Genomic DNA, 25,491 nt, shown 5'->3' with positions numbered 1-25,491 from the left:
TGTAGGGGGTACAATGGCAACTTTAACTAAGGCTGAAATCGTTGAGCACTTATATCATGATTTTAACCATATTCAGCGCGAAGAAGCGAAGCAATTCGTAGAAGATTTCTTCAACGAAATTCGTGATGCTTTAACAAAAGGTGAATCGGTAAAATTATCAGGTTTCGGTAGTTTTGAATTGCGTGATAAAAGTGAAAGACCAGGTCGTAACCCAAAAACAGGTGAAGATATTCCAGTTTCAGCACGTCGTGTTGTAACATTCCGTGTTGGTCAGAAATTGAAAACACGTTTGGCGAGTATTACAACTGAAGAGTAAGTTACATTTAATCGTATAAAATAGAGATCCCACAGTAATTGATGACTGTGGGATTTTTTTATGAGAACATTTTCATTGCTTCTTGCAAGAATTTGTTGGCAGCGGGCGGTAATTGTCTTCCTAAGCGGCTCATGATTTTCGTTTGTGTTTGATTAAAATATTGATGTTCGAGTTTTTTGAGAATCAAATTTTGATCTTCTTCATAGAGCATGAAATTGGGCAGCAGTGCAATTCCACCATCACTTGCATAGCTCTTTAATAGATGAAGATGATTGCACACTAAGCTAGGTTTTAGGCGAATATTATCATCATTGGCAGCTTTATGAATGATCTGCTGAACACCATGTGAGATGTGACTTAATGCGAGACGATGCTGTTTCAATTCTGAAAGCTTTATGGGATGTTGAGCATTATTCAAAGCATGATTTGGGTGGATGAACATCATTAGTGGATGATTGACTTCAAGATGTGTACGAATATTAGGGTCGAGTTCAGGGTTAAAAGCAATGCCGATATGGGCTTCATTTTCTATGATACTTCTGACAACATTATTACTGCCCACAACATCGACTCGAATTTCAATATTGGGATGCTTATCAGAAAAGCGCGCGATCACCTGTGATAATAAGCGTAGATAACCTTCACCTGTTGTAATGACCAATTTCCCCTGATCTAAGCCCTGTAATGAGGAAAGAGAGGCAACCAGATCTTCTTGTTGCTCTAATGTTTGTTGGAAATATTGTAAAACTAATTTACCAGCTTCAGTTGGTACAGCGCCCCTTAAATTTTTTTCTATGAGGGCAACTTTTAACTCCTTCTCTAATAAGGCAATTTGTCGGCTAACTGCAGAGGGTGCAACATCCATCATGTCTGCTGCATTGCGAATGCCACCATATTTAACAGCTTGATGAAAATAATAAACTCTATGATTTTTAACCATGGAAAACTCTCCTGTTGCTTAAAAAGCAACGAAATACAAAATATGCTCTATTGTTGCATAAAAATACCATGCTTATACTGCTTAAAACAAATAAACAAAATATCTGTAGGAGGATAGTATGAAGAGTGGCATTGTGTCCGTCATTGGCTTAGGTAATATGGGGCGTGGAATGGCAGAAACGTTGTTACGCAATGGCTACAAAGTCATGGGTTATGATTTGTCTGAATCAGCGCGTACGGAAGCTGAAAATATTGGCGTGATCATCGCTCCTTTGGCGCAATTATTAAAGGAGAGCAAGATTGTCGTACTATCTTTGCCAAAAGCCGAACATGTAGAAGCGTTAGCATTGGGCGCAAATGGTATTAATGATTTGGGGCATGAAGGCTTAATCATTATTGATACGACAACATCAACTGCGGAAGTGAGTCGCAAAATTTATGCTGAACTGAAAAATAAAGGCATGACGTTTATTGATGCACCCGTTTCTGGCGGTCCTGCTGGTGCAAAAAGTGGCACGATGACGATGGTTGTCGGTGCAACAGCGCAAAATTTTGAAAATATTCAACCATTTTTGGCGGATTTAAGTGCTGTGCAAGTGAATGTTGGTGAATGTGGCGCAGGTAATGTTGTGAAAATTTGTAATAATTTATTGGCAGCAGCACATTTAATTACTACAGCAGAAGCCGTTGCACTTGCAAATCAATCAGGTGTTTCTCCCGAACAATTATTAGCAGGTTTGAATAAAGGTTCTGGTCGTAGCGCAGTCAGCGAGGTGAATTTTCCACGCTGGGTTTTAAATGGTGCATTTGATTCAGGTTTTACGATGGGCTTAATGCGCAAAGATGTAGGTTTGGCAAAATCTTTGGCTCAGTTGGAAAGCATGAATTTACCTTTGAGCGAGAAGGTTATGGAGTTATGGGAAAAAAGTACAGAAACATTGGGTGATCAAAAAGATTTCAATGCCATTGTTCAAATGACTGATGCAGATTTGTTTGAGGAAAAATAGTATGAACCAAGAAATTTTAAGTTTGTTAAATCAATGGGTACCTGAAGCAAAAGCTGTGGGCAGTTTTATCAATGGTGAATGGATTGAGGGTCACGGTGAAGCGATTACGGTATTTAAAGCACATGATAATACTGTGTTGTATCAATACAATGATGCCGATGTTGCTATGATTCCAACATTGAATGCATGTACAGCTAAGGCGCAAGCTGAATGGATTGCGTTAACAGGTGCACAACGTGGTCGAATGATGTTTGAGATTGGTCGTTTGATTCGTGAGAATGCTGAACAATTAGCATTGTTGGAATCCAAATCATCCAATAAACCCATTCGTGATGCTCGTGGAGAAGTGGCAAAAGTTGCTGAGATGTTTGAATATTATGCAGGATGGACAGATAAATTACATGGTTCTGTGATTCCTGTGCCAACTTCCCATTTAAATTATGTTGTGTATGAACCATTGGGAACAGTTTTACAGATTACTCCATGGAATGCCCCAATTTTTACTTGTGGTTGGCAGATTGCGCCAGCAATCGCAGCAGGCAATGCTGTGATTTTAAAACCCTCTGAGCTTACAGCACTTAGCTCATTGATTGTAGGTGTATTAGTCGAAAAAGCAGGTGTGCCTAAAGGTTTGGTAAATATAGTCTCAGGTTATGGGCATACTATTGGACAAGCATTAATTTCTGATGCTAATATCAAAAAAGTTGTATTTGTAGGTTCACCATTAACAGGTGAGAAAATTGCAGTTGCAGCAGCAAAAAAAGGTGTGCCATCGGTTCTAGAATTAGGTGGTAAATCAGCCAATATTGTATTCGCTGATGCCGATTATGAAAAAGCGCTACGTGGTGCTCAAAATGCGATTTTCGGAAGTGCAGGACAGAGCTGTGTTTCAGGCTCGCGAGTATTGATTGAAAAATCTATTTTTGATCAATTTGTGAGAGATTTAGCACAAACTACAAATCGTTTTGTTGTGGGGAATCCTGAGGATGAGACGACTCAGATTGGCCCAATTCATAATCTCAAACAGTATCAGCATGTGTGTAACATGATAGAAAAAGGCTTGGCAGAAGGCGCTGTAATCCCAGAAAACAGTGCTGAATCCATGCCAGATGTTGACGGCTATTATGTGAATCCAACGGTATTGGTGGGTAACAATGCTATGGCATGTGCACAAGAAGAAATTTTTGGCCCTGTTGTTGTCGCAATTCCATTTGAAACAGAAGCCGAAGCAATTGCGATCGCCAATGATAGTCAATTTGGCTTGGCGGGTGCTGTTTGGTGTCAAGATGTCGCGAAAGCACATCGTGTTGCTGCGAAAGTTAAAGCAGGAACATTCTGGATCAATGGTTACAAAACAATTCATGTTAGTTCACCTTTTGGTGGGTATGACGCAAGTGGTTATGGTCGTTCTTCTGGCTTGGAAGCATTGCATGCTTATAGTCAAGTTAAGAGTATTTGGGTAGAGCGAGCAGAACAGCCATTAGTGAATTTTGGTTACGGCGCACAAGAGGAGTAGTGCAATGTAATTCAAAGTAGGGAAGATTCAAAAGGAGACTGAATTATGAACAAAACAACGGGTTATTCATTGCTGTTAAATTGGCGATTACATTTAATTGTCATTGTAACTTCTGTGATTGCTGAGTTTATTGGAATACTAAAATTTGATATTGGCATTGGAATTGTCGTTTTATTGCCATTATTGTATGCTTTTGTATTCTCTGTTTTTTTCAATGGCAATATCGTTCCAAAAGCAGGAAAAATCATTGGTCCAGCCTCCAGTGTTGCGACTTATTGGGTGTTAATTTGTGTGATGCCATTCATTGCTAAATTTTCTGTAGGCATTGGTCCTAAGATCAATGACATCATTGCAGCAGGGCCTGCTTTGGTGCTTCAGGAATTAGGTAATGTCGCGACAGTATTAGTGGCTTTACCTGTAGCAGTTCTGTTATTTGGTATGGGGCGGGAAGCTATTGGTGCGACACATTCGATAGCACGCGAGCCAAACATCGCATTGATTGCAGATCGTTTTGGGATTAAAAGTCCTGAAGGTATCGGCGTGATGGGTGTTTATGTTATGGGTACGCTGTTTGGTGCGATCTATTTCTCACTATTAGCAGGTTTTATGGCTTCGTGGGATGTGTTTGATATACGTGCTTTAGCAATGGCTTGTGGGGTTGGTAGCGGTAGTATGATGGGTGCATGTTCTGCATCATTGGCCGAGGTTGTGCCTGATCAAGCAGAAGATGTGGTGGCATTTGCAGCAACATCAAACCTATTAACTTATGGTACTGGCTTATTTGTGAGTGTATTCATTGCGCTACCATTGGCTGAATTTTGTTACAAAGTTTTAGCAAAATTCCGTAAGCCTGCAAAAGAAGATTCAAATGTTGAGAAAGCTCTAGAAGATGAAGTGGCGAAAATGCAAGTGAGTGATGATGAAGAAGTACCTTTGTCATTAGCGCAAACATTGGTGGCTCTATTGGCGATGTCTGCGATCTTGTTGATCACAAACTGGGCGGGAACAGGTATTAATCCACTGGAAGCATTGCCTGGAATGTTGATCATTTTTGGATTCTGTGCAGCAGGTGTTTTAGTTGGCAAAGTGATTCCTTTCAAAGTTCCTGCCATTGCTTGGATTTCATTAGTCGCGATTTTCTTTGCTCTGCCATTTATGCCGACAGATAGCTATGTGCTTGAGGCAACAAGTAAATTAGGTTTATTGCCGTTGATTACGCCAGCTTTAGCCTATGCGGGTATTGCGATTTCTAAGCGTGAAGTGACATTGTTTAAGAAGTCAGGCATTAAGATTGCGGTTGTTGCATTATTAACATTTACAGGAACATTCATTGGTTCTGCAATGATTGCGAATGCATTGTTGTAATGCAACAATCCTCTTAGATTACATTCAGTAATTTATGATATGAAAAGGGCTCGATGATTCGAGCCCTTTTTTGATATGTAGTATGAATGTATTAGTTAAGTTGCAGTGATTTCTTAGATTCCATCAAGAGGTCAATGACATCTGGAGCTGTGATGATGATTGATTCGGAGATCAAATCTTCTTCTTTAACACCATTATGAATCATGCATGCTTTACAAACTTTCAATTGACCACCTGCTTTGAGAAATGCAGGTAAAAGTTCGCTTAATGGTTTAAAGGGTGCGCCAATATCAATTTTCTCATCATAATTTTTTTGCGCTAGAGAGACAGCGTGAGAAAGTAATACTATTTCTGCACTATAGCCTTTTGCCAGTGCTTCATTGCCCATTGTGAAAGCAATCGTAACATTATTTGAATCAGCTTCATGCTGGGTTAATGTGATCAGTAAATCTGTCATGGATTATTCCTCATCGTTGATAAGTTTACGCATTAAATGTGTAATATTCTTGATAACGTCTTCTTTAGAAATGAGTTGATTTAAAAACATGTTCCCCACGCAGCATGTTGCTCCAAAAATCATCATCAGTGTAACATCTGGCACCTGACGATTTTTAGGTAAAAATGGTGCTAATGAAGCGGCTAATGTTCGGCAGAAGAAGGCTTGAAGTTCTAAGTCAATTTTTGCATATTCAGGATAAGCTTGAAGTGCGGCAATGACGGAAAAGCAAGATTTACCATGCTCTGAAAAGCAACTCATATATGTTTTAGCAAAGACATCAATGGCATCGTCTAAAGAGTGTGCTTCTTGATTAATGCCTTCTCTCATATTGCGGGACAAGTTTTTTAAAACATCTTGGAAAAGCGTGTACAGCAAAGATTTACGATTGCCAAAATGTCGATAGGGAATTGGCTTAGTGACGCCCGCTTTATCAGCGAGGGAAATCAAGGTTAAAGCATCAGTGCCTTGCTCATCAATGATTTGATGAGCAAGCTCTAATAACTGTTCGTAACGTTCATCTTTGTGTAATCGACTTTTCAAGGGATGATCCTTTATGGTGTAGAAATTAAATCAACTTTTGGGAAATCAATGGTTGGATCAACAATGTTATTGACCCAATTGCTGAAAGTATTCAATGCAGTAAAAATCGCAATTTGAATGACTTGTTCAGGTGTAATTCCATGTTCAGCTGCATCTTTTAAGATCGCTTCATTGAGTTTACCGCTATTTTTCAAAATGTTAAGCGCAATATTTAGGATTATTTGATTTTTGGGATCAGTATTAATGCCTTTTTGAGCATCTAGGCATATTTCAGCAGATAAACCTGCTTTTTTAGCAGAGAAAGTATGTCCGCTAACACAATAATGGCAGCCATTTTGATTGGCAACAGCTAATGATATCAGTTCTTGTTGTTCATTGGTTAAAAACGTGCTCTCCGTAATTTTATTTTCAAATGTTAAATAAGCATCTAAGCTTGTGCCATCAATCCCTAATGCACCAAAAAAGTTAGGAATCATGCCATAATTTTTTTTGAAATTTTCCAAGATTGGTTTTGCGATTTCATCTGCTGTATCTAATGTTGCTAAAGGGAAGTTTGACATAGTTTTCTCCTGTGAATCAATATTAAGTTACTAATGGTTACAATTAATGTTACTGATAGTAACTTTATTGAAATAAAAATGCAAGGCTCGTATAAATAATTTGGTTTTATTGATTGTAAAATTCTCAATTAATTAGGATTGTGGTAGATTAGGAGCACGTTGTAATCACAAGTTTTAGAGAAAATTGAATGAGTAAGAAAAAACCTGCGTTTAATCCGCAAATCGCAGCCAATAAGAAAGCGTTTCACGATTACTTCATCGAAGAGAAGATTGAAGCGGGAGTTAGCTTAGAAGGTTGGGAAGTCAAAAGTATTCGTGCTGGTAAAGCTCAGATAAAAGAGGCTTATGTGACGTTTAAAGATGGTGAAGCATTTTTATTTGGTGCACATATCTCACCATTAATGTCAGCTTCAACACATGTGAAACCTGATCCTATTCGCACGCGTAAATTATTGTTACATAAATACGAAATTGATCGTTTGTTAGGTAGTATTGATCGTAAAGGATACACAATCGTCCCTTTAAGTTTGTATTGGAAAAAAGGTATGGTTAAGGCTGAAATAGGCTTAGCAAAAGGTAAGAAAGAGCACGACAAGCGAGCATCCATTAAAGAGCGTGAATGGAATATTGAAAAACATCGTGTATTGAAAGGAAACTAAGTGAAATCTATTTCTAAAAATCGTTTAGATGAGATCGTTGCTAATGCGCGTAAAGAAGCAGATAAGCGTGCTTCAGGTTATCGCGAGCGAGCATTGGGCATGTATCCTTGGATTTGTGGTCGTTGCACTCGTGAATTCACACGCGCGAATTTGTTTGAATTAACAGTGCATCATAAAGATCATGATCATGACAACAATCCACCAGATGGAAGTAATTGGGAATTGTTGTGTTTGTACTGTCATGATAATGAGCATCAGCGTCAAGAAGAGGCTTTGCGTGCGCAATATGTCATCACAGAAGATCAAAAAGTTGATGTAAAACATAATCCTTTTGCAGGATTAGCAGATATGATCAAAAAATAGGCGCAAATAAGATTTGACAGCTTTATAAATCACGCTATAATGTGCTCCTCTTTTGAGATATGCGCCCATAGCTCAGCTGGATAGAGTACCTGGCTACGAACCAGGCGGTCGGAGGTTCGACTCCTTCTGGGCGCGCCAATTGATAGAAACCCTGAAATTTATTTCAGGGTTTTTTGGTATTTGTGCTTTGAAAAGCTAAGTGATAATTTTTGATCAAAATGTGACAGAAATTTGACAGATTAAAAATACACGCTATAATGAGCACCTCTTTTGAGATATGCGCCCATAGCTCAGCTGGATAGAGTACCTGGCTACGAACCAGGCGGTCGGAGGTTCGACTCCTTCTGGGCGCGCCAATTGATAAAAACCCTGAAATTTATTTCAGGGTTTTTTGGTATTTGTCTTTTATAAAATCATCATAATAAAAAAGCGCTCACAGGGAGCGCTAATCTTTTGCTTAAATTCTATTAAAGAGTCTTGATGGAAGCGATCATATCGTTAACCATCTTCTGAGCATCACCATAAACCATGTTAGTATTATCTAGATAGAATAGGTGGTTTTCAATGCCTGAGAATCCTGCACCTTGTCCACGCTTCACAACGAACACTTGTTTTGCCATATCTGCATTTAAGATCGGCATGCCGTAGATTGGGCTTGATTTATCTGTTCTAGCAACTGGGTTCACAACGTCGTTCGCACCGATCACTAATACAGCATCTGTATCTTTAAACTCTTCATTGATTTCATCTAAATCAAAGATTAAGTCATAAGGAATGCCAGCTTCAGCTAACAATACGTTCATGTGGCCAGGCATACGACCTGCAACAGGGTGAATTGCAAACTTAACATCAACATCTTTATCTTGTAAAAGTTTTGTCAATTCAGCAACTTTATGTTGTGCTTGTGCAACTGCTAAACCATAACCAGGAATGATGATAACTTTTTGAGCATAAGCCATTGTCATTGCTGCATCGCCAGCAGAAACTGGTTTTAAGCTGCCCGCAATTTCTTCTGTGCTTGCTTGTGCTTCACCGAAGTTAGAGAACAATACATTAGACAATGAGCGGTTCATTGCTTTTGCCATTAAGATCGTCAATAACGAACCTGCTGCGCCCACAACCATACCTGATACGACTAAACCGTAGTTATTGGTTGCGATACCTTCAAATGCAACGGCTAAACCTGTTAATGCATTGAATAATGAAATCACAACTGGCATATCTGCGCCACCAATTGGAATCGCAATTAAGATACCTAAAGCAGCCGCAACAATGAATAAAAGAACGATCAGCATATAGCTTGGTGTTGTATCTTGTGCAGATACATTTGCTAGCATGATGACGAATAAGATTGCTGACATTAAAAGAATGCCGTTAATCGCATTACGACCTTTAATGCGCACAACATTGTTCATGCGACCATCTAATTTCATCCATGCAATGATTGAACCTGTGAATGATACTAAACCGATTAATCCACCAATACCAGCTAGCAATAACATTGGCGGTAATTCGCGGAATGTGCCAGCAACATTATGAGATTCAATTAATGTGCCTGTGCGCAACAATGTGATTGCCGCGATACAAGCTGCAGATGCGGAGCCTACGCCATTATAAATCGCGATCATTTGTGGCATATCCGTCATCGCAACATTTTTTGCAGTCACATTAGCGATGATGCCACCAATTAAGATTGCGAAAATCATTAAGAAATAATTGCCATGAATTGCTGGATGGATGAATGTTAGTACTGTTGCAAACGCCATCGCATAACCTGCCCATACAATTCCTGAACGTGCAGTGGATGGATGACTCATGCGTTTTAATGCAAAAATAAATGTCATTGCTGTCGCAAAGTAACCGAGATTAACGATAAATTGTAATAATCCTGTTAATACCATGATTTAGTTCCCCTTTTTATCGCTTGGTTTGAACATTTCTAGCATACGTTCAGTGACAACATAACCGCCCACAGCGTTTGCTGCACCAAATACAACAGCGATAAAGCCTAATGTTGTTTGCCAAAAGCCTTCAGCTTCGCCCAATGCAATCATTGCACCAATTAATACAACACCATGGATGAAGTTAGAGCCTGACATTAAAGGTGTGTGTAGAATTGCAGGTACGCGAGAGATGATCTCAAAGCCCACAATCGCAGCTAAAGCTATTACGAAAAGTGTGATCATAGTTATTTCTCCAAAGTTTGACGAACGCGTTCATGCACAATTTCACCGTCTTTTGTTAAAAGACATTGTGCAATAACTTCATCGTCATAATCTAAAGTTAATTGTCCTTCCGCCATGAATGGTGAGAGTAAATTTAATAAGTTTTTCGCATACATTTCTGAGGCATGTAAAGGAGCGCGTGATGCAACATTAACAGGGCCAGAAATTGTTATGTGATTGTAATGAACAATGCTATCTGCTTTTGTTAATTCGCAGTTACCGCCAGTTTCAGCTGCTAGATCAATGATTACTGCACCTTCTAACATGCCATCCACCATATCTTTGGTGATGATCGTTGGTGCTTTGCGACCAGGAATCGCAGCAGTGCTGATCACCGCATGTGCTTTACTTAAATGTTTTTTCAAGGCTTCAGCTTGCATTGCGACTTCTTCAGCGGTTAATTCACGAGCGTAACCACCTTCGCCTGCGGCATTAACGCCTGTATCAATGAGTTTTGCGCCCAAAGATTCAACTTGCTCTTTAGCATCAGGGCGAATGTCATAAGCTTCTACTTGTGCACCTAAGCGGCGAGCTGTACCGATCGCTTGTAAGCCTGCAACGCCTGCACCAATCACTACAACTTTAGCTGGGCGAATTGTGCCTGCTGCTGTTGTTAACATTGGGAATAAGCGAGGAGATAATGATGCTGCCATCAATACGCCTTCATAACCAACGATTGTTGCTTGTGAGGATAAAGCATCCATACTTTGTGCGCGTGTGATTCTAGGAATCAACTCCATTGCTAAAGATGTGATCTTTTGTGCTTTTAAAGCATTCACAACTTCAGGGCTTTGATATGGATTCAATAAACCTACCAAAATTGTGCCAGGTTTTAAGGATTTGATTGTTTCAATGCTTGGTGATTGCACGCAAAGAACAATGTCATTCTCACTGAATTTAGGTGCTTCTACTGTAATATCTTGATAGCTAGAATCTGGGAAGTAAGCTTCTTTGCCTGCATTCGGCGTTAAAGTTACTGAAAATCCAAGATCTTTAAATTTTTTTGCGACTAAAGGATCAAGCGCAACACGCTTTTCTTTAGCTGCTCCTTCTTTAAGGACAATAATGTTTTGTGTCATGTTTACACCTTAAAAATTGCGATTAATTGTCGGTTTGATAATCCTATCATATTTTTAAATTATCCGTATTTACATGAAATAATTTATTAATTTTGTGCAATCTTTGTACTAATTAGCATTGCTAGGAGTTTGTAAATTAGAAGAAATGATCTTTTGTCTAAAGGTATTGAGACGAATAGAATTGTCTTCCTCTTTTTGAATTTCATAGATGATTTCATAAACCACCGAAGGCTCGTCTAAATTGCTTGGAATATCGGGAGCTTCCACTGAATATTGAGCTAATACACCACAAAGGCGTTTATTTCTTGATTCATCAAAATATAGCTCTTGGTTATTGTCATAAGTTTGTATAGTGAGATTGACATTCGGTGATGAGCGTTGAACCAATTGAGGTAAACCTTGAGCGAGTACTTTATCTAATAATCGCGTGACTTCAGAATGAGTACATTCCTCAATTAATGGAGATGGCAAAGGTGCCTCAGTATTGGTGATATTTTCTTTGGGAATATCTGTGGGCGCTTGATTAGATGTAGATTTTTCGATGTCTTGATTGATAGTTTCTGTGTGATTTGGTTTTGGTGGAGTTATAGCGATAGGCTGCTCAACTGTATTGTTGTCCTTTAAAAAAGGAACTTCTATATAGCCTGATTGCCAAGCATATAGGGTGCCACCTGCAACTATTGATAAGAGTAGTGTGACTGGCAATATTTTGGATTGTTTTTTAGTTTGCTCTGTGGATTCACTATTACTCGAATCTTTAGATTCAGATGATGCCATTTCTTCTTGGGTGTTCAGCTGGCTAGTTTCATTATGAGCATTTTCATAGAGCGCAGGATCGGATTTGGCGATTAAACCAATATCCAAGAGCTGTCCTAAAAAATGAACGCATTCCTGCTCTGTGAGATGTTCTTTCAATACATGCTGTGTGCCATTAAATAAAATGGTTGTTTTATCATCGCTCAGTCTAAAAACGGCTTGTGCGCGTTTTTTGACTTCTTCGGGATTGAAATTGCTGGCTATTTCTCCATCAAAATATATTTTATAGCTCTGTTGCATTGAATACCTCTATTCATCGTTATAGTTTGTATTTCCGTAATCAATAGTTGTGAGATCTGTAAATCTTGAGAACTTACCTTGGAATGCAACTTTGACTGTGCCGATTGGTCCATTACGCTGCTTACCAATAATAATTTCTGCGATGCCTTTTTCAGGACTTTCAGGGTTGTATACTTCATCACGATAAACAAAACAGATCAAATCGGCATCTTGCTCGATTGCGCCTGATTCACGTAAGTCACTCATGATTGGTCGTTTATTTGGGCGTTGCTCCAAACTACGGTTTAACTGTGATAATACAATAACAGGAACTTCTAATTCACGCGCCATTAATTTTAATGAGCGAGAAATCTCCGAAACCTCAGCGACACGCTGATCGCCAAGGCCAGGAACTTTCATTAATTGTAGGTAATCCACCATGATGAGTCCGAGATCTTTATGATCGCGCTTTAATCGGCGGGCGCGAGCACGCATTTCAGAGGGGCTTAATCCACCTGCATCATCAATGAATATTTTAGTCTGATTCAATTGCTTGGTTGCGCTCACTAAGCGTTGCATTTCATGAGCATCCAATTTACCTTTACGCAAATTAGTTTGTTCAATTCGTCCTAATGAAGAGAACATACGCATGACTAACTGTTCTGCTGGCATTTCCAAGCTGAATACAGCGATAGGTTTTTTAGTAGATAGCGCAACGGCTTCGACAATATTCATCGCAAAAGTGGTTTTACCCATTGATGGACGACCTGCAACAACTATCATGTCACCATTTTGCAAGCCAGAAGTCATATTATCAAATTCGGATAATCCTGTTGGTGCACCTGTGATGCCATCTTCAATTTTACCAAGCTCTTCTAAGCGCTGGAGGGATGCTTGTAATACTGTATTAATATCTAATAAGCCTTCACCTGCTTTTGTGCCTTGTTCTGCGATGGCAAAAACGCTTTTTTCAGCCTCTTCTAATAATTCGGCACAAGTTCTGCCTTCTGGATTGAAACCGTTATCGACAATTTTGGAACCAGCGCCAATGAGTTGGCGAACGATGGATCGCTCACGAATGATGTCGGCATAAGCTGTAATATTGGTTGCACCTGTTGTTTCTGATGCAAGCATTGCTAAATATGGGCGGCCGCCAGCATCTTCTAATTTACTTTGTTGCTCTAAATGATCCGCAACAGTAAGAATGTCGATGGGTTTTCCGCTTTCTGCTAATTCTTGAATGGTCGTAAAAATTAGACGATGATCACCACGATAAAAATCGATGGGATTAAGTTTTCCATCAATTCTTTGCCAGCCTTCAATATCGTAGAGTAGGGCACCTAATAGTGCTTGCTCTGCTTCTATAGAATGAGGTGGGATTTTAAGTTGTTGAATTTGTTGATCATCCATGATTGTTCAATGTTCCAAACATAAGGTGAAAATATAAGTGTACTGATTCTAACATAGATCCATTATCTTGCGTCTAATCAGACTTTTTGATATTTATCTTGCATGTAGTATTATATGTCGTTAGAATTATTCTCATCTATTGAATTTTTAGAAGAATTTATCTTGCGGATTCGCAATGTTTTTTGTGAATCAAAGGTGTAGCGTTTAAAATTAAAAGAAAGAGGTAGTATGGATACTCTCGAAAATAAGCAACCGAGTATCATTGAATCGGTTGATGATACCTTATTGTATGAGCAATATATTTCTGCACATAATGAGCTTGTGTGTGAAAATCGTAGAAATTTATTAAAGCTAGCGACAGGGGCGGTTGCAACAACGTCTTTAATGGGACTTTTTGCAATGCAGCCAGCGTTGGCTAAAGAAGCGGTCACTAAAGAACGTGAATTAAGAATTTATACACCTGCTTTGGGTGAAACAAGCCGTATCATTTATTGGATTCCTGGTGAAGGTTATATTCGTGAATCTTTAGATGAAATTTCTTGGGCATTGCGTGATCGCAGAACAAAAACAGCAAAATTATATGATCCGCATGTTTTAGATCAGTTGTATGCGTTGCGTTTACAATTGGATTATCATAAACCAACACATGCATTGAGCGGATATCGTTCACCTCAGACAAATGCTATGTTGAGCCGTACTACTCGCGGTGTAGCTAAAAATAGCTTCCACATGTTGGGCCGTGCAGTTGATATGAGAATGCCTGGTAAATCAACATCTGATATTAGACGAGCTGCACTATCATTGAAAGCTGGCGGTGTTGGTTACTATAGTCGCTCTAACTTCATACACATTGATAGCGGACAAGTGAGAGCTTGGGGTCGTTAATTTTTAAAAAGTATAATCAGCCATGGTAACATGGCTTTTTTTTCGTACATTGTTTATATATTTAGTTTAGGAAACATCATGAAGGATCATCAAAAGGCATTTATTGAGTTAGCCATTCAATACGAAGCATTAAAATTTGGCGAGTTCACTTTGAAATCTGGTCGCATTAGCCCGTACTTTTTTAATGCAGGTGCTTTTAACACAGGTGAAGCATTGGCAAAGTTAGGTGAATTTTATGCTGAAATGATTAATGATCACCAATTATCATTTGATATGATGTTTGGACCTGCTTATAAAGGTATTCCTTTAGTTTCAGCAACAGTTTCTGCACTATATAATAAGTATCATCAAAACTATCCTTGGAGTTTTAATCGTAAAGAAGCAAAAGATCACGGTGAAGGTGGGATGATTGTTGGCTCAGCATTACAAGGTGATGTTTTGTTGATTGATGATGTAATGACAGCAGGTACTGCAATTCGTGAATCTATCGAGTTGATCGAAAAGTCTGGCGCAAAACCAACGTGCGTTGTATTAATGTTGGATCGTCAAGAGCGTGGTCAATCAGAGTTATCAGCAGTTCAAGAAATGCGTCAGAATTATGGATTAACTGTATGTTCTTTGATTTCAATGAATGATTTAATCAGCTATTTAGAAGCATCTAGTGATAATGTTGTAACATTGGAAAAAATGAAAAAATACCGCGATCAGTACGGAGTGTAAAATGACATTGCCTGATGCTCAGAAAATTAAAATTAAAAGCTTAACTCGTAAATATGATGGTTTTTTTAAGATAGATGAATTGATTTTTGATCATCCAACCTTTAACGGTGAAATGATCGAAGATGTTCGTCGTGAAGTATTTGTTAGATTGGATGCAGTTGCTGTTCTGCCTTACGATCCTGTTCATGATTCTGTGTTATTAACACGTCAATTACGCATTGCATCTGCAGGTAAAATGGAGTCGCCATGGATTGTTGAACTCATTGCAGGATTGGTGGACAAAACTGATGAAGCTTTTGTTAATGTTGCTGAGCGTGAGGCTATGGAAGAAGCTGGCTTGAATATCAGTAATTTGACGCCTATTTGTGATTTTTTCCCTTCAGTGGGTGGCAGTAATGAGAAATTATATTTATTTTTAGCGCTGACAGATTTATCTCATGCTGGTGGTTACTTTGGTTTGGCTGACGAACATGAAGATATTGAAGCTTTTGTGGTATCAAGAGAGCAAGCAATGACAATGATTGAACATGGCGAAATTCAAACTGCATCAACAATTATTGCTTTGCAATGGCTTCAATTAAATCATCATAGATATCAACGAAAATAATCATTCGAGGTCATTATGATTTTGTATATGCATCCTGATAATCCACAAACAAGGTCGATTAATCAGGCAGTAGAAATTTTGCGTAAAGATGGAATTTTGGTTTATCCCACAGATTCTAGCTATGCCTTTTGTTGTATGATTGGGAATCAGCAAGGTATGGAGCGTATTCGTCGGATTCGTGAAGTGGATGATGATCATTTTTTTTCATTGGTTTGTCGAGATTTATCTGAATTAGCAACTTATGCTATGGTTGATAATAGTCAATATCGCCTATTAAAGGCTGTGTTGCCAGGTTCATATACTTTTATTTTGAAGGGATCGAAAGATATTCCTAAAAAATTATTAACACCAAAACGTAAAACAATTGGTTTACGTGTGCCAAATCATCAGATTACTCGAGATTTATTGGAAGCATTGGGAGAACCTTTGTTATCAACAACAGTGACGTTGCCTAATTATCAATCGGATGATTTGCGTGAAATTTATCAGATAGAAGATCTGTTAGAAAAACGTGTAGATGCTATAATCGATGCTGGAGATTGTAGTCATTTGCCCACAACTGTCATTGATTTAACATCTGGCGTGCCTGAAATTATCCGAGAAGGTGCGGGGCCAATAGATATTTTTATCTAAAATGATACAAAAAATATGCAATTTAATTTTAAATGGTATACAATACTTTCCTTTTTATGGTTACCAATTAATTGGTTTTGAGCAATAGGTTTATCAATTATGAATATCGTACAGCAATTAGAGCAAGAGATGATGAGCCGTCAACTTCCTGAGTTTTCAACAGGAGATACGGTTGTTGTCAACGTTAAAGTTAAAGAAGGGAACCGTGAGCGTGTGCAAGCATTCGAAGGCGTAGTTATCGCTAAGCGTAATCGCGGTATGGGTTCAGCGTTCACAGTTCGTAAGATTTCTCACGGTGTTGGTGTTGAACGTACGTTCCAAACATTCAGCCCATTAATCGCTTCATTAGATGTTAAACGTCGTGGTGATGTTCGCAAAGCGAAAATTTACTACTTGCGTAATCTTGAAGGTAAAGCGGCTCGTATTAAAGAGAAGCTTACTTATAAAGCTAAATAATTTTAAACAATTATTTTTTAAAAACCCTAGAATACTCTTCTAGGGTTTTTGTGTTTCTGGACTATGAAAAAAATAATTTATTGTATAACAGATGGAAAAATTGGTCACTTTAGGCAGAGTGAAGGTTTGGCAAAAGCATTGCAGCAATTCAAACCGAATGATTATGATATTCAAGTTCTACCAAAATTCTCATTATGGCAATGGTTCAGAAGTTTTGGACAATGTGTCAAGAGTATAGAATCTAATAGTATTGTTATCGGTGCTGGCCATAAAACACATTTTAGTTTGCTGTATTACAAGTGGAAATATGCCTCTAAATCTATTGTGATTATGAAACCATCATTGCCTAAATCTTGGTTTGATTATTGTATTGTGCCAAAGCATGATGGTTTATCTGAGCAAGGTAATGTATTGGTGACAGAAGGTGCTATGAATGCATTATCATTAATGTCGTCAGATAAAGAAGCACAAATTTTAATTCTAATTGGCGGTCCAAGTTCTGCATGTGAGTGGCAAAATGAAGATATTTATGAGCAGCTATTTTATAAACTTCAATGTGTTGATCTCGATACAACAATTATCTTATCGACATCGCGAAGAACGCCTGATGATTTTATTCAGAATTTACCCAAAAAAATTATGGATAAAATTGAATTGATTGATTTTAAAGCTGTTGATGCTTCATGGCTACCCGAGCAATTATTAAAAAGTGCGGAAGCTTGGGTAACCTCAGAATCTATCTCTATGATATATGAAGCATTGAGTGCAGGATGCATAGTAAAAACAATTGATGTAGCAAAGTTAAAAGGTAAAATGATGCAGAATTTAGATCATTTGATTTCTACCAACAAGGTGAACAGTAATGTAGCTCACTTTGAACGATTAAATGAATCAAGTCGCATTGCGGAAAAATTATTAAAATTAGGATTACAAACATGATGAATTACCTAAAAGGAAAAATGACGCAGCAAAATATTGCGTTATTTCTCTTTGTCGCATTTTTTTGGTTATATATAGCAAAAATGGGTGTTTATAACGGTATTGTTATTACAACCACATTGTGGGGGATTTATTTTTTTGTACGTCATAGACAGAGTGTATGGCAATATTTTAAAGATAGTTCTTTTATATATATTTTCGCATTGCTGGTGATTCCGATAGTCATTTCAGCTTGTTTTAGTATTTTGCCAAAAGATAGTTGGAAAACAGTTTTAAATTTTTCTCGATTCTTTTTTATAGGTAGTTTGGTAATTTTATTTAGCATTGCTACTTTAAATAAAATACGTTATGGGGTTTTAGCTTTTATTGTATTAATTACTGTAGATGCAACCATTGAATGGTTGACGGGCTATCATCTTATGGGAGAAAGTAGAGATCGAAATCGTATTATGGGGTTGTTTCAGTTCTATCATTTAGGTTATGTTTTAGCGACATTGACTCCTATCATTTTTTATCAAACGATGATTTCGTTTAGAGAGAAGAAATGTAGCAGATATTTTTGGTCTATCATTTCAATGTGTTCAGTATTGGCTATATTTGTTGCAGGTGCAAGAGCTGGTGTAATTACTCTTTTAGTGAGTATTGGTTTGCTTGTTTTATGGATGATTTTTCAGAAAAAAATATCATTAAAAATAGTTTTGGCATCTTTAGTTATGCTTGTGGTAATGGGGGTTGGAATTTCTCAAATACCGATGGTAAAAAATCGTTATATCAACCCTTATCAAGAAACGGAAAAAGTTGAAATTGGCAGCTATGAATGGTTTGATAAGCTTTCTTCTGCGCGATTAGTGCTTTGGGAATTTGCTTGGAAGCAGTATCGTGAAAACCCAGTTGTCGGTGCAGGAACGGGAACTTTTCATAAAGAATTTTCTTCTCAGCCAAAAGAGTTAAAAAGACAGCATGATGAAGCCTTTTTTCCTCATTTTCATGGGCTTGAAGTATTATCTCAAACGGGAACGATAGGTTTTATTGGCTATTTGCTAGCTGTTTGTACCGTATTGGTGATGCTGTTAACAGCAAAGCAATTTTCAATTTGGTTGGCGGTTGCCTTTTTGGCAATGATGCCTATCAATTTACATGTCGCATTTTATGGTAGTTTCTGGGCTGTGTTGATTTGGATACCATTAATTTTAGGGCTGAGAGAGCGTTATTTATTAATGCAAAAAGATCCAATAAATACTTGAAACCATATAGAATAACACCATTATTGATCTGTAAATTATTGAGGGAATTATTTATATGTTTAAACGTATGATGTTGTGGGCTGTGACGAATATTGCGGTGATTGCGGTTATCACAATTATTTTATCTGTCACTGGTTTAGGTGGCGCTCTGAATGGTGGCCAAGGTTTATTGCCAATGTTACTAGCAGCGGCTGTTGTTGGCTTTACAGGCTCAATCATTTCATTGTTGATGTCAAAAAAAATGGCGATTCATGGAATGGGTGTTCATGTAATCCAACAACCTGAAAATCAAATGGAAGCTTGGTTGGTTGAAACAGTGAGAAAACAAGCGGAAGCAGCTGGTATTGGTATGCCTGATGTGGGTATTTTTGATTCCGCTGATCCTAATGCTTTTGCAACGGGTGCAAATAAAAATGCATCATTGGTTGCCGTGAGCACAGGTTTATTGCACAACATGAACCAAGATGAAGTGGAAGCTGTGCTTGGGCATGAAATTGCACATATTGCGAATGGCGATATGGTGACATTGACATTAATTCAAGGTGTCGTGAACACGTTTGTTATTTTCTTGTCACGTATTGTTGCGGGGATTATTACAAATGCATTGCAAGGCAATAATGATGATGACAGTGATGCGCCAGTAGAAAATAGTGGCACATTCTTTATTGTGTCATTCATCTTACAAATTGTATTTGGCTTCTTGGCATCTATGATTGTTGCTTGGTTTAGTCGTCAAAGAGAGTTTAGAGCAGATGAAGGTGGTGCGCGTTTAGCGGGTAAATCTAAAATGATTGGAGCATTGCAAGCTTTGCAAAATCAACATGCTAATGAAGATTTGCCTGGTAATTTGGCTGCATTTGGTATTTCGGGTAAATTTACAAGTTTATTCAGTAGCCATCCGCCATTAGAAGTAAGAATTGAAGCATTGCGTAGTAATCAGCAATTTTAATTAAATACAGTATATAAAAAAAATAGCTCATCTGTTGATGAGCTATTTTTTTGAGTTAGATTTAATGTTTAATCAATTTCATAAGGATTAGCAATCGAGAGTTTTTCTAGAATTTCGATCTCTAAGCTTTCCATCTCTTCAGCTTCTTCCTCAATAATATGATCATAACCCAATAAATGTAAAACGCCATGCGTTGTCATGTGAGCTAAATGATTATCAAAAGTTTTACCTTGCTCGATAGATTCAGATTCAACGACTGTTAGGCAAATAATTAAATCACCCATGAAATAAACATAAGAATCAGGAATTTCATAATTTGCAGGAAATGATAAAACATTGGTTGGCTTATCTTTGCTGCGATAATCATTATTGAGTGCTTGAATTTCTTCTGAGTCTGCAAAACGAATGGTTAATTCAACATCATCTTCTTCAATATCGATGAAGGATAATGCATTATTCACCCAATGTTCTAATTGCTCTTGTGTTGGGATATTGGGATATTCAGTTGCATTTTGCACGTCTAAAATGAGGTTAGTCATTTTTTGCATCCTCAGCAGCTTGATAAGCATTGATAATTTTTGCAACCAAAGGATGGCGCACAACATCTTTGGAATCAAAGAATGTCATAGTAATGCCATCGACATTATTCAAAACTGTCATGGCATTTTTCAAGCCAGATGTAACATGTTTAGGTAAGTCTATTTGCGAAACATCGCCTGTAATCACTGCTGTAGAGTTAAAGCCTAAACGTGTTAAAAACATTTTCATCTGTTCTACAGTTGTGTTTTGTGCTTCATCTAGGATGATGAAAGCATCATTGAGTGTGCGGCCACGCATGAATGCTAATGGTGCAATTTCAATAACATTACGTTCAATGAGCTTTAACACGGTTTCAAAGCCTAACATTTCATACAAAGCATCATATAAAGGGCGCAAGTATGGATCTACTTTCTGGGTTAAATCACCTGGCAGGAATCCTAGTTTTTCACCTGCTTCAACAGCAGGGCGAACTAAGATGATTCTACGAATATTTTGACGTTCTAAAGCATCCACCGCAGAAGCAACGGCTAGAAATGTTTTCCCTGTGCCAGCAGGTCCGATACCGAAGTTAATTGCGTTGTGTGCGATTTCCGATAAATAATGTTTTTGGTTGGTGCTACGGCCACGAATCAATCCTCGTTTGTTTTTGAGCACAACTTCTTGGCGATTTTCTCTGCTCTCTTCAATAAAATCATCTCGATCAAATTGCGTGCTGTGCAAAGCTAAGCGAACAATATCTTCATCCAAAACTTCTTCAGCAGTTGAATCATATAAATGTTCTAAGATTGTTTTAGCTTCAGATTCAGCAGATGCTTCACCTGTAATTTTGAATTTCGGTCCACGATTGGCAATTTCAACCGCAAAATGCTTTTCAATCAATTGTAAATGTGAATTTAGGTTACCGCATAAATTAGCAAGGCGCTCATTATTGTCGGGAAAAGTTAGCTCAAGCATTAATAATCAATCATCCAAAAATGAGATTCATTATACACGGAGAAGAAAGGGAGTCTAAGCCTATTTCTCTAGTAGAAATAATCAGCTATAATCAAAAGAGTATCAAGCATTCATTTCAAACAAGAGAGAATTTGGCGTGGCAATAAATCCAACACAAACAGATGCAAACCCAAGCACTCAATCACAGAGCCTTACATTAACACGATTATTACAAAACAATCTTGTAAGAGCTTTGATGGCTAAGTCAATTATTACAAGAGAGCATTTAGACCGAGCAGATACCTTAATGCAGGCAGAAAAATACTCTTTAGTCAAAGCGCTATTAGTGATGAATATTTCTGCCAATGAGATTTATAAAGTTGCGCAAGAGATCTCGAATATTCCAAGATTTGATTTACGTGCCTTTGATCAAAGCACTAAACCACCAGAATTTTTGACAACAGAAGAGATGGAAAAGAATCTTGTTTTTCCATTGCGCTTAAATAATGGCGTACTATTTGTTGCTGTTGCTGATCCATCGGACCATAGAATTTTAGAAACACTGCGTTTTAAATCACGAGCGATTATTGAACCGATATTGATTGCGCCTTCTCAATTAGTGGCGCAATTTCAGGCACAAGGCGGAGTGAATCGTGAAAAGCTACAGAACCTTTTCAGTCAAATGGAAAAGCAGAAGCCTGATGATAAAGATTCTGATGCGGCAGTAACTTTTGATCTACTCAGTGAGGCTGATAACTCACCGATTGTGCGATTCATTAATGGTGTATTGGCTGATGCGATTACAAGAGGTGTTTCGGATCTTCACTTTGAACCTTATGAGCATAGTTATCGTATTCGTTTTAGAATTGATGGCGTGTTGCAAGAAGTCTATTCGCCACCTGATGCATTCAGAGAGCAAATTGCAGCGCGTATCAAAGTTATGTCTCAATTGGATATTACAGAAAAACGTGTACCACAAGATGGTCGTATTAAAGTTTCCTTAAAAGGCAAGATCATCGATTTCCGTATCAGTGTCTGTCCAACCCTTTGGGGTGAAAAAGTTGTAATGCGTATTTTGGATAGCTCTGCTGCGAATCTGAATATTGAAATTTTAGGTTTTACAGATATCCAAAAGAAAAATATTTTTGATGCGATTGCAAAACCACAAGGCATGATTTTGGTAACAGGCCCAACGGGTTCGGGTAAAACGGTTACGCTGTACACATGTTTAGGGATTTTGAATAAGCCAACAACAAATATTTCAACCGCGGAAGATCCAGTTGAAATTAACTTGGAAGGGATTAATCAGGTACCTGTTAATCCTAAAGTAGGGTTAGATTTTGCTTCAGCGTTGAAATCATTCTTACGTCAAGATCCAGATATTATCATGGTGGGTGAGATTCGTGACTTAGAAACAGCTGATATTGCGATCAAAGCTGCACAAACTGGTCACTTGGTTTTATCTACCTTGCATACAAACTCCGCGCCAGAGACATTGACACGTTTGATCAATATGGGTGTGGAAACATTTAATATTGCATCTACTGTACATTTGATTATCGCTCAACGATTGGCGAGAAGATTGTGCAGTTACTGTAAAGAGCCTGTGCGTATTGATCCTAGAACTTTAGAAGGATTAGGCTTTACAACGGCGCAATTAACGGGTGAAATTTTTGGGCCTGTGGGTTGTGATATGTGTAATAAAGGTTATAAAGGTCGAGTTGGTATTTATGAAGTGATGCCAATTTCTGATACGATGGAACGCATGATCTTAGATAAAGCGAGTGCTGTTGATATTGCAGACCAAGCAGAGCTAGAAGGCGTTGATAGTATTCGTAAGTCTGCGATTAAAGCAGTTGTTGCGGGCGTCACAAGTGTTGACGAACTATTACGCGTAACGACAGATTAATTAACATTTGGAGATGAAGGATGAAGAAAGTAGTTAATTCACCACGTGCACCAAAGGCTGTAGGGCCTTATTCTCAAGCGCAAATTTTTAAAGATTTATTATTCACATCAGGTCAGATTCCATTGGATCCAGAAACTGGTGCTGTGGTTGGTAATGATGTTAAAACTCAAGCACAACGTGTTTTTGAAAACTTGAAAGCAGTATTGGATGAAGCAGGTGCATCATTTGATACAGTGTTAAAGGCAACATGTTATTTGAAAGATATGGAAGATTTCGTAGCATTTAACGAAATTTATGCACATTATTTGGGTGAAAGCTTACCTGCACGCTCATGTTTTGAAGTTGCACGTTTACCGAAAGATGTTCTATGTGAAGTAGAATTAATTGCATACGTTCAATAAATGCGTTTAGATCAATTTCTTCAAAAAACTTTAGGTGTTTCTAGGCAAGATGCGAGAAGCATCCTAAAGAGTAAAAAAGTGGTAGTGAACGGAGAAATGGTCAAGCAGGCAAAGCATCAACTCGATCTGTCTCAGGATCGAGTTTTTTATTGTGATGATGAGCTTGTTTACCAAGAGTTTTTCTACTTTATGTTGAATAAGCCTAAGGGCTTTGTTTCAAGTCATACGCATGATGGTGGCACGCCCATTTATGATTTATTGGAAGAGTATTCTTTTGTGGATCTACATTGTGCGGGGCGATTGGATGTAGATACGACAGGATTAGTTTTGGTCACAAATGATGGACAATGGTCACATCGTGTCGCGCATCCTAATCAAAATTGCTTTAAGCGTTATTTGGTGACTTTGGCTGAAGAAATCACGCCATTATCCATTCAGCAGCTAGAAGATGGTGCTGAATTGCATGAAGGTAAAGCTTTACCTGCAAAAGTAGAAGTGATTTCACCTCAACAGATTTATTTAGAAATCAGTGAAGGGAAGTTCCATCAAGTTAAACGCATGTTGAAAGCTGTGGGCAATGAAGTGGTGGAGTTGCACCGTGATCGAATTGGTAATATCAATTTAGGTGATCTAGCTGAAGGTGATTATCGTGAACTAACAGAGGCTGAAATTGAGGAGTTTTTATCATGAATGATGCATTCAGCGCTTTATCCAATTATGCACACAAATATTCAGGTTTAAACTCACTGTGGTTTGTGGATGAAAATTATGATGTTTCTGAGAATCCTATTTTGATCTCATCTACAGAAGCAATTACTAATCGCTTTGATATTGCTGAGTATTTAAAACAATATGGTTCTGTGAATTTGTCTGATTATGATTGTGCACAATACGAGAATGCAAGTTTTGATGTTGTATATTTAAGAGTACCTAAAGCTAAAGCATTGTTGAATCATTTGATTTTGGAATCTATGCGAGTTCTCAAACCGAAAGGTAGATTGATTTGTGTGGGATTCAATGATGAAGGTATTAAAACTACTTTCAAAAAAGTGGAAAAAGCATTTGGTGAGTTGGTTGAGCAAGAGTTATTAGGTAAAGGTTTAAGAATTGCAGAGTTTTCTTTGATTAATCCAAAAATCGATTCCATTGAGGATCGAGGCTATCAGATTATTAAAAAGATTCCTAATGAACTTAATTTAGACTTATCTAGTAAAGCTGGTATTTATGGTGCTGAAAAGATAGATCAAGGCAGCTTATTTTTGTGTGATGTTGTGCGTGAGCATTGTGCAGGTCGATCATTTGATAATATTTTGGATATCGGTTGTGGTAATGGTTTAATTTCTTTAGTGTTAGCCCAAAGTTTTCCATCCAGCTCATTCATCGCGACAGATAATAATGTGACAGCAACAACATTGTGTGAGTTAAATTTTTCTCAGAATAATATGAAAGGTTCTATTGTATTGGATGATTGCGCAGATACTTTGACTTCTAAGCAATTTGATTTAATTGTGAGTAATCCGCCATTTCATCAAGGATTTGATACCTCAGAAAACTTAACCATTCGATTTTTAGCAGCAATAGAACGTTTGTTAAATAAAAAAGGAGAGGCTTGGTTTGTGATGAATCGTTTCTTAAAGATTGAATCTTTAGCAAAACGTACTTCTCTACAAATGGATTTAATGAGTGAAAACTCACAGTTTAAAGTGTTAAGATTTAAACGATAATCATTAAAAAATCAGGACATAAAAAATCCCGCAAATAC

Annotated in this window: 29 protein-coding genes and 2 tRNA genes; 20 read left to right on the top strand and 11 right to left on the bottom strand. The window is 37.9% G+C overall.

Annotated features, from left to right (window positions below):
- Positions 1–13 precede the first annotated feature (13 nt).
- Positions 14–316, top strand: a complete 303-nt coding sequence (locus tag ACA100_RS01095; RefSeq protein ID WP_481078181.1) for an integration host factor subunit alpha — start codon at positions 14–16, stop codon at positions 314–316.
- A gap of 58 nt (positions 317–374) precedes the next feature.
- Here ACA100_RS01095 and ACA100_RS01090 read toward each other — a convergent pair whose 3' ends face one another.
- Entirely contained in the window at positions 375–1,256 is an 882-nt protein-coding gene (locus tag ACA100_RS01090; RefSeq protein ID WP_481078180.1) for a LysR family transcriptional regulator, read from the bottom strand.
- Positions 1,257–1,374: 118 nt separating this feature from the next.
- On the opposite strand from ACA100_RS01090, the gene ACA100_RS01085 reads away from it, so the two are divergent.
- The 3 genes from ACA100_RS01085 to ACA100_RS01075 are packed head-to-tail and all read left to right on the top strand — an operon-like array spanning position 1,375 to position 5,143.
- Positions 1,375–2,262, top strand: a complete 888-nt coding sequence (locus ACA100_RS01085; protein WP_481078179.1) for an NAD(P)-dependent oxidoreductase — start codon at positions 1,375–1,377, stop codon at positions 2,260–2,262.
- 1 nt (position 2,263) lies between these two features.
- On the top strand, positions 2,264–3,778 hold the full coding sequence (locus ACA100_RS01080) for an aldehyde dehydrogenase family protein (protein ID WP_481078178.1): 1,515 nt from the start codon (positions 2,264–2,266) through the stop codon (positions 3,776–3,778).
- 45 nt (positions 3,779–3,823) lie between these two features.
- A complete protein-coding gene (locus ACA100_RS01075; RefSeq protein WP_481078177.1) occupies positions 3,824–5,143 on the top strand; it encodes a DUF3100 domain-containing protein in 1,320 nt (439 codons plus the stop codon).
- 91 nt (positions 5,144–5,234) lie between these two features.
- Here the strand turns inward: ACA100_RS01075 and ACA100_RS01070 are convergent, their stop codons facing one another.
- From ACA100_RS01070 to ACA100_RS01060, 3 genes are read right to left on the bottom strand one after another with little or no spacing between them, the layout of a single operon-like run.
- Positions 5,235–5,600, bottom strand: coding sequence for a DsrE family protein (locus ACA100_RS01070; RefSeq protein WP_481078176.1), 366 nt, complete (start codon positions 5,598–5,600; stop codon positions 5,235–5,237).
- Between the two features lie 3 nt (positions 5,601–5,603).
- Positions 5,604–6,182, bottom strand: coding sequence for a TetR/AcrR family transcriptional regulator (locus tag ACA100_RS01065; protein ID WP_481078175.1), 579 nt, complete (start codon positions 6,180–6,182; stop codon positions 5,604–5,606).
- An 11-nt stretch (positions 6,183–6,193) separates the two neighbouring features.
- Positions 6,194–6,742: a carboxymuconolactone decarboxylase family protein gene (locus ACA100_RS01060; protein WP_481078174.1), complete on the bottom strand. Its 549-nt coding sequence runs from the start codon at positions 6,740–6,742 to the stop codon at positions 6,194–6,196.
- Between the two features lie 188 nt (positions 6,743–6,930).
- Between ACA100_RS01060 and smpB the strand changes: the two genes are divergently transcribed.
- The 4 genes from smpB (at position 6,931) to ACA100_RS01040 (ending at position 8,120) form a co-directional block, all read left to right on the top strand.
- The gene (smpB, locus tag ACA100_RS01055) at positions 6,931–7,401 is read left to right on the top strand and encodes an SsrA-binding protein SmpB (protein WP_481078173.1); all 471 of its coding nucleotides are present in this window, start codon (positions 6,931–6,933) and stop codon (positions 7,399–7,401) included.
- Positions 7,402–7,764, top strand: coding sequence for a YajD family HNH nuclease (locus ACA100_RS01050; RefSeq protein WP_481078172.1), 363 nt, complete (start codon positions 7,402–7,404; stop codon positions 7,762–7,764).
- A gap of 61 nt (positions 7,765–7,825) precedes the next feature.
- Positions 7,826–7,902, top strand: a tRNA-Arg gene (locus tag ACA100_RS01045).
- Between the two features lie 141 nt (positions 7,903–8,043).
- Positions 8,044–8,120: transfer RNA gene (locus ACA100_RS01040), tRNA-Arg, on the top strand.
- 111 nt (positions 8,121–8,231) lie between these two features.
- On the opposite strand, the gene ACA100_RS01035 is transcribed toward ACA100_RS01040, so the two are convergent.
- The 5 genes from ACA100_RS01035 to dnaB form a co-directional block, all read right to left on the bottom strand.
- Positions 8,232–9,665 (bottom strand): NAD(P)(+) transhydrogenase (Re/Si-specific) subunit beta, encoded by a 1,434-nt coding sequence (locus ACA100_RS01035; RefSeq protein WP_481078171.1) that lies wholly within the window; start codon positions 9,663–9,665, stop codon positions 8,232–8,234.
- A gap of 3 nt (positions 9,666–9,668) precedes the next feature.
- The gene (locus tag ACA100_RS01030) at positions 9,669–9,950 is read right to left on the bottom strand and encodes an NAD(P) transhydrogenase subunit alpha part 2 (protein WP_481078170.1); all 282 of its coding nucleotides are present in this window, start codon (positions 9,948–9,950) and stop codon (positions 9,669–9,671) included.
- Between the two features lie 2 nt (positions 9,951–9,952).
- Entirely contained in the window at positions 9,953–11,068 is a 1,116-nt protein-coding gene (locus ACA100_RS01025) for an NAD(P) transhydrogenase subunit alpha (protein WP_481078169.1), read from the bottom strand.
- A gap of 108 nt (positions 11,069–11,176) precedes the next feature.
- Entirely contained in the window at positions 11,177–12,124 is a 948-nt protein-coding gene (locus tag ACA100_RS01020; protein ID WP_481078168.1) for a hypothetical protein, read from the bottom strand.
- A gap of 9 nt (positions 12,125–12,133) precedes the next feature.
- Positions 12,134–13,513: a replicative DNA helicase gene (gene dnaB / locus ACA100_RS01015; RefSeq protein ID WP_481078167.1), complete on the bottom strand. Its 1,380-nt coding sequence runs from the start codon at positions 13,511–13,513 to the stop codon at positions 12,134–12,136.
- 228 nt (positions 13,514–13,741) lie between these two features.
- Between dnaB and ACA100_RS01010 the strand changes: the two genes are divergently transcribed.
- From ACA100_RS01010 to htpX, 8 genes are all read left to right on the top strand, one after another.
- Positions 13,742–14,398, top strand: coding sequence for a peptidoglycan L,D-endopeptidase MepK (locus tag ACA100_RS01010; RefSeq protein WP_481078166.1), 657 nt, complete (start codon positions 13,742–13,744; stop codon positions 14,396–14,398).
- Positions 14,399–14,476: 78 nt separating this feature from the next.
- A complete protein-coding gene (gene pyrE / locus ACA100_RS01005; protein ID WP_481078165.1) occupies positions 14,477–15,118 on the top strand; it encodes an orotate phosphoribosyltransferase in 642 nt (213 codons plus the stop codon).
- A gap of 1 nt (position 15,119) precedes the next feature.
- Positions 15,120–15,725 (top strand): NUDIX domain-containing protein, encoded by a 606-nt coding sequence (locus ACA100_RS01000; RefSeq protein WP_481078164.1) that lies wholly within the window; start codon positions 15,120–15,122, stop codon positions 15,723–15,725.
- A gap of 15 nt (positions 15,726–15,740) precedes the next feature.
- Positions 15,741–16,358: an L-threonylcarbamoyladenylate synthase gene (locus tag ACA100_RS00995; RefSeq protein ID WP_481078163.1), complete on the top strand. Its 618-nt coding sequence runs from the start codon at positions 15,741–15,743 to the stop codon at positions 16,356–16,358.
- 99 nt (positions 16,359–16,457) lie between these two features.
- Positions 16,458–16,814 carry a 50S ribosomal protein L19 gene (gene rplS, locus ACA100_RS00990; RefSeq protein ID WP_481078162.1) on the top strand — a complete coding sequence of 119 codons (357 nt, stop codon included), beginning with the start codon at positions 16,458–16,460 and terminating at the stop codon, positions 16,812–16,814.
- A 63-nt stretch (positions 16,815–16,877) separates the two neighbouring features.
- Positions 16,878–17,753: an ELM1/GtrOC1 family putative glycosyltransferase gene (locus ACA100_RS00985; RefSeq protein ID WP_481078161.1), complete on the top strand. Its 876-nt coding sequence runs from the start codon at positions 16,878–16,880 to the stop codon at positions 17,751–17,753.
- Positions 17,750–18,997, top strand: coding sequence for an O-antigen ligase family protein (locus tag ACA100_RS00980; RefSeq protein WP_481078160.1), 1,248 nt, complete (start codon positions 17,750–17,752; stop codon positions 18,995–18,997). The genes ACA100_RS00985 and ACA100_RS00980 overlap by 4 nt, the downstream gene beginning before the upstream one ends.
- Before the next feature lie 55 nt (positions 18,998–19,052).
- Positions 19,053–19,946: a protease HtpX gene (htpX, locus tag ACA100_RS00975; protein ID WP_481078159.1), complete on the top strand. Its 894-nt coding sequence runs from the start codon at positions 19,053–19,055 to the stop codon at positions 19,944–19,946.
- A 68-nt stretch (positions 19,947–20,014) separates the two neighbouring features.
- On the opposite strand, the gene ybeY is transcribed toward htpX, so the two are convergent.
- Together ybeY and ACA100_RS00965 are read right to left on the bottom strand one after the other, a co-directional pair.
- Positions 20,015–20,485: an rRNA maturation RNase YbeY gene (gene ybeY / locus ACA100_RS00970; protein ID WP_481078158.1), complete on the bottom strand. Its 471-nt coding sequence runs from the start codon at positions 20,483–20,485 to the stop codon at positions 20,015–20,017.
- On the bottom strand, positions 20,478–21,440 hold the full coding sequence (locus tag ACA100_RS00965; protein ID WP_481078157.1) for a PhoH family protein: 963 nt from the start codon (positions 21,438–21,440) through the stop codon (positions 20,478–20,480). Before ACA100_RS00965 ends, ybeY begins: the two co-directional genes overlap by 8 nt.
- A gap of 142 nt (positions 21,441–21,582) precedes the next feature.
- Between ACA100_RS00965 and pilB the strand changes: the two genes are divergently transcribed.
- The 4 genes from pilB to ACA100_RS00945 are packed head-to-tail and all read left to right on the top strand — an operon-like array spanning position 21,583 to position 25,453.
- Positions 21,583–23,328 carry a type IV-A pilus assembly ATPase PilB gene (gene pilB / locus ACA100_RS00960; RefSeq protein WP_481079085.1) on the top strand — a complete coding sequence of 582 codons (1,746 nt, stop codon included), beginning with the start codon at positions 21,583–21,585 and terminating at the stop codon, positions 23,326–23,328.
- A gap of 20 nt (positions 23,329–23,348) precedes the next feature.
- Positions 23,349–23,729 (top strand): RidA family protein, encoded by a 381-nt coding sequence (locus ACA100_RS00955; protein ID WP_481078156.1) that lies wholly within the window; start codon positions 23,349–23,351, stop codon positions 23,727–23,729.
- The gene (locus tag ACA100_RS00950) at positions 23,730–24,419 is read left to right on the top strand and encodes a pseudouridine synthase (protein WP_481078155.1); all 690 of its coding nucleotides are present in this window, start codon (positions 23,730–23,732) and stop codon (positions 24,417–24,419) included.
- Entirely contained in the window at positions 24,416–25,453 is a 1,038-nt protein-coding gene (locus ACA100_RS00945; RefSeq protein ID WP_481078154.1) for a class I SAM-dependent methyltransferase, read from the top strand. Before ACA100_RS00950 ends, ACA100_RS00945 begins: the two co-directional genes overlap by 4 nt.
- Positions 25,454–25,491 lie beyond the last annotated feature (38 nt).

The sequence above is a fragment of the Wohlfahrtiimonas sp. XWW7 genome (assembly GCF_056716055.1).
This window is presented reverse-complemented; position numbering and strand designations above follow the sequence as displayed.

Excerpts from the sequence above, each read along its gene's own strand:
- ACA100_RS01000 (WP_481078164.1), top strand. The coding sequence starts at position 15,120 with ATGACATTGCCTGATGCTCAGAAAATTAAAATTAAAAGCTTAACTCGT.
- ACA100_RS01020 (WP_481078168.1), bottom strand. The coding sequence starts at position 12,124 with ATGCAACAGAGCTATAAAATATATTTTGATGGAGAAATAGCCAGCAAT.
- ACA100_RS01090 (WP_481078180.1), bottom strand. The coding sequence starts at position 1,256 with ATGGTTAAAAATCATAGAGTTTATTATTTTCATCAAGCTGTTAAATAT.
- ACA100_RS01035 (WP_481078171.1), bottom strand. The coding sequence starts at position 9,665 with ATGGTATTAACAGGATTATTACAATTTATCGTTAATCTCGGTTACTTT.
- ACA100_RS01030 (WP_481078170.1), bottom strand. The coding sequence starts at position 9,950 with ATGATCACACTTTTCGTAATAGCTTTAGCTGCGATTGTGGGCTTTGAG.
- dnaB (WP_481078167.1), bottom strand. The coding sequence starts at position 13,513 with ATGGATGATCAACAAATTCAACAACTTAAAATCCCACCTCATTCTATA.
- ACA100_RS00950 (WP_481078155.1), top strand. The coding sequence starts at position 23,730 with ATGCGTTTAGATCAATTTCTTCAAAAAACTTTAGGTGTTTCTAGGCAA.
- rplS (WP_481078162.1), top strand. The coding sequence starts at position 16,458 with ATGAATATCGTACAGCAATTAGAGCAAGAGATGATGAGCCGTCAACTT.
- ACA100_RS00985 (WP_481078161.1), top strand. The coding sequence starts at position 16,878 with ATGAAAAAAATAATTTATTGTATAACAGATGGAAAAATTGGTCACTTT.
- ACA100_RS01075 (WP_481078177.1), top strand. The coding sequence starts at position 3,824 with ATGAACAAAACAACGGGTTATTCATTGCTGTTAAATTGGCGATTACAT.
- ACA100_RS01095 (WP_481078181.1), top strand. The coding sequence starts at position 14 with ATGGCAACTTTAACTAAGGCTGAAATCGTTGAGCACTTATATCATGAT.
- ACA100_RS01060 (WP_481078174.1), bottom strand. The coding sequence starts at position 6,742 with ATGTCAAACTTCCCTTTAGCAACATTAGATACAGCAGATGAAATCGCA.
- smpB (WP_481078173.1), top strand. The coding sequence starts at position 6,931 with ATGAGTAAGAAAAAACCTGCGTTTAATCCGCAAATCGCAGCCAATAAG.
- ACA100_RS01025 (WP_481078169.1), bottom strand. The coding sequence starts at position 11,068 with ATGACACAAAACATTATTGTCCTTAAAGAAGGAGCAGCTAAAGAAAAG.
- htpX (WP_481078159.1), top strand. The coding sequence starts at position 19,053 with ATGTTTAAACGTATGATGTTGTGGGCTGTGACGAATATTGCGGTGATT.
- ACA100_RS01085 (WP_481078179.1), top strand. The coding sequence starts at position 1,375 with ATGAAGAGTGGCATTGTGTCCGTCATTGGCTTAGGTAATATGGGGCGT.
- ACA100_RS00965 (WP_481078157.1), bottom strand. The coding sequence starts at position 21,440 with ATGCTTGAGCTAACTTTTCCCGACAATAATGAGCGCCTTGCTAATTTA.
- ACA100_RS00945 (WP_481078154.1), top strand. The coding sequence starts at position 24,416 with ATGAATGATGCATTCAGCGCTTTATCCAATTATGCACACAAATATTCA.
- ACA100_RS01080 (WP_481078178.1), top strand. The coding sequence starts at position 2,264 with ATGAACCAAGAAATTTTAAGTTTGTTAAATCAATGGGTACCTGAAGCA.
- ACA100_RS00955 (WP_481078156.1), top strand. The coding sequence starts at position 23,349 with ATGAAGAAAGTAGTTAATTCACCACGTGCACCAAAGGCTGTAGGGCCT.
- ACA100_RS00980 (WP_481078160.1), top strand. The coding sequence starts at position 17,750 with ATGATGAATTACCTAAAAGGAAAAATGACGCAGCAAAATATTGCGTTA.
- pyrE (WP_481078165.1), top strand. The coding sequence starts at position 14,477 with ATGAAGGATCATCAAAAGGCATTTATTGAGTTAGCCATTCAATACGAA.
- ybeY (WP_481078158.1), bottom strand. The coding sequence starts at position 20,485 with ATGACTAACCTCATTTTAGACGTGCAAAATGCAACTGAATATCCCAAT.
- ACA100_RS01010 (WP_481078166.1), top strand. The coding sequence starts at position 13,742 with ATGGATACTCTCGAAAATAAGCAACCGAGTATCATTGAATCGGTTGAT.
- ACA100_RS00995 (WP_481078163.1), top strand. The coding sequence starts at position 15,741 with ATGATTTTGTATATGCATCCTGATAATCCACAAACAAGGTCGATTAAT.
- ACA100_RS01070 (WP_481078176.1), bottom strand. The coding sequence starts at position 5,600 with ATGACAGATTTACTGATCACATTAACCCAGCATGAAGCTGATTCAAAT.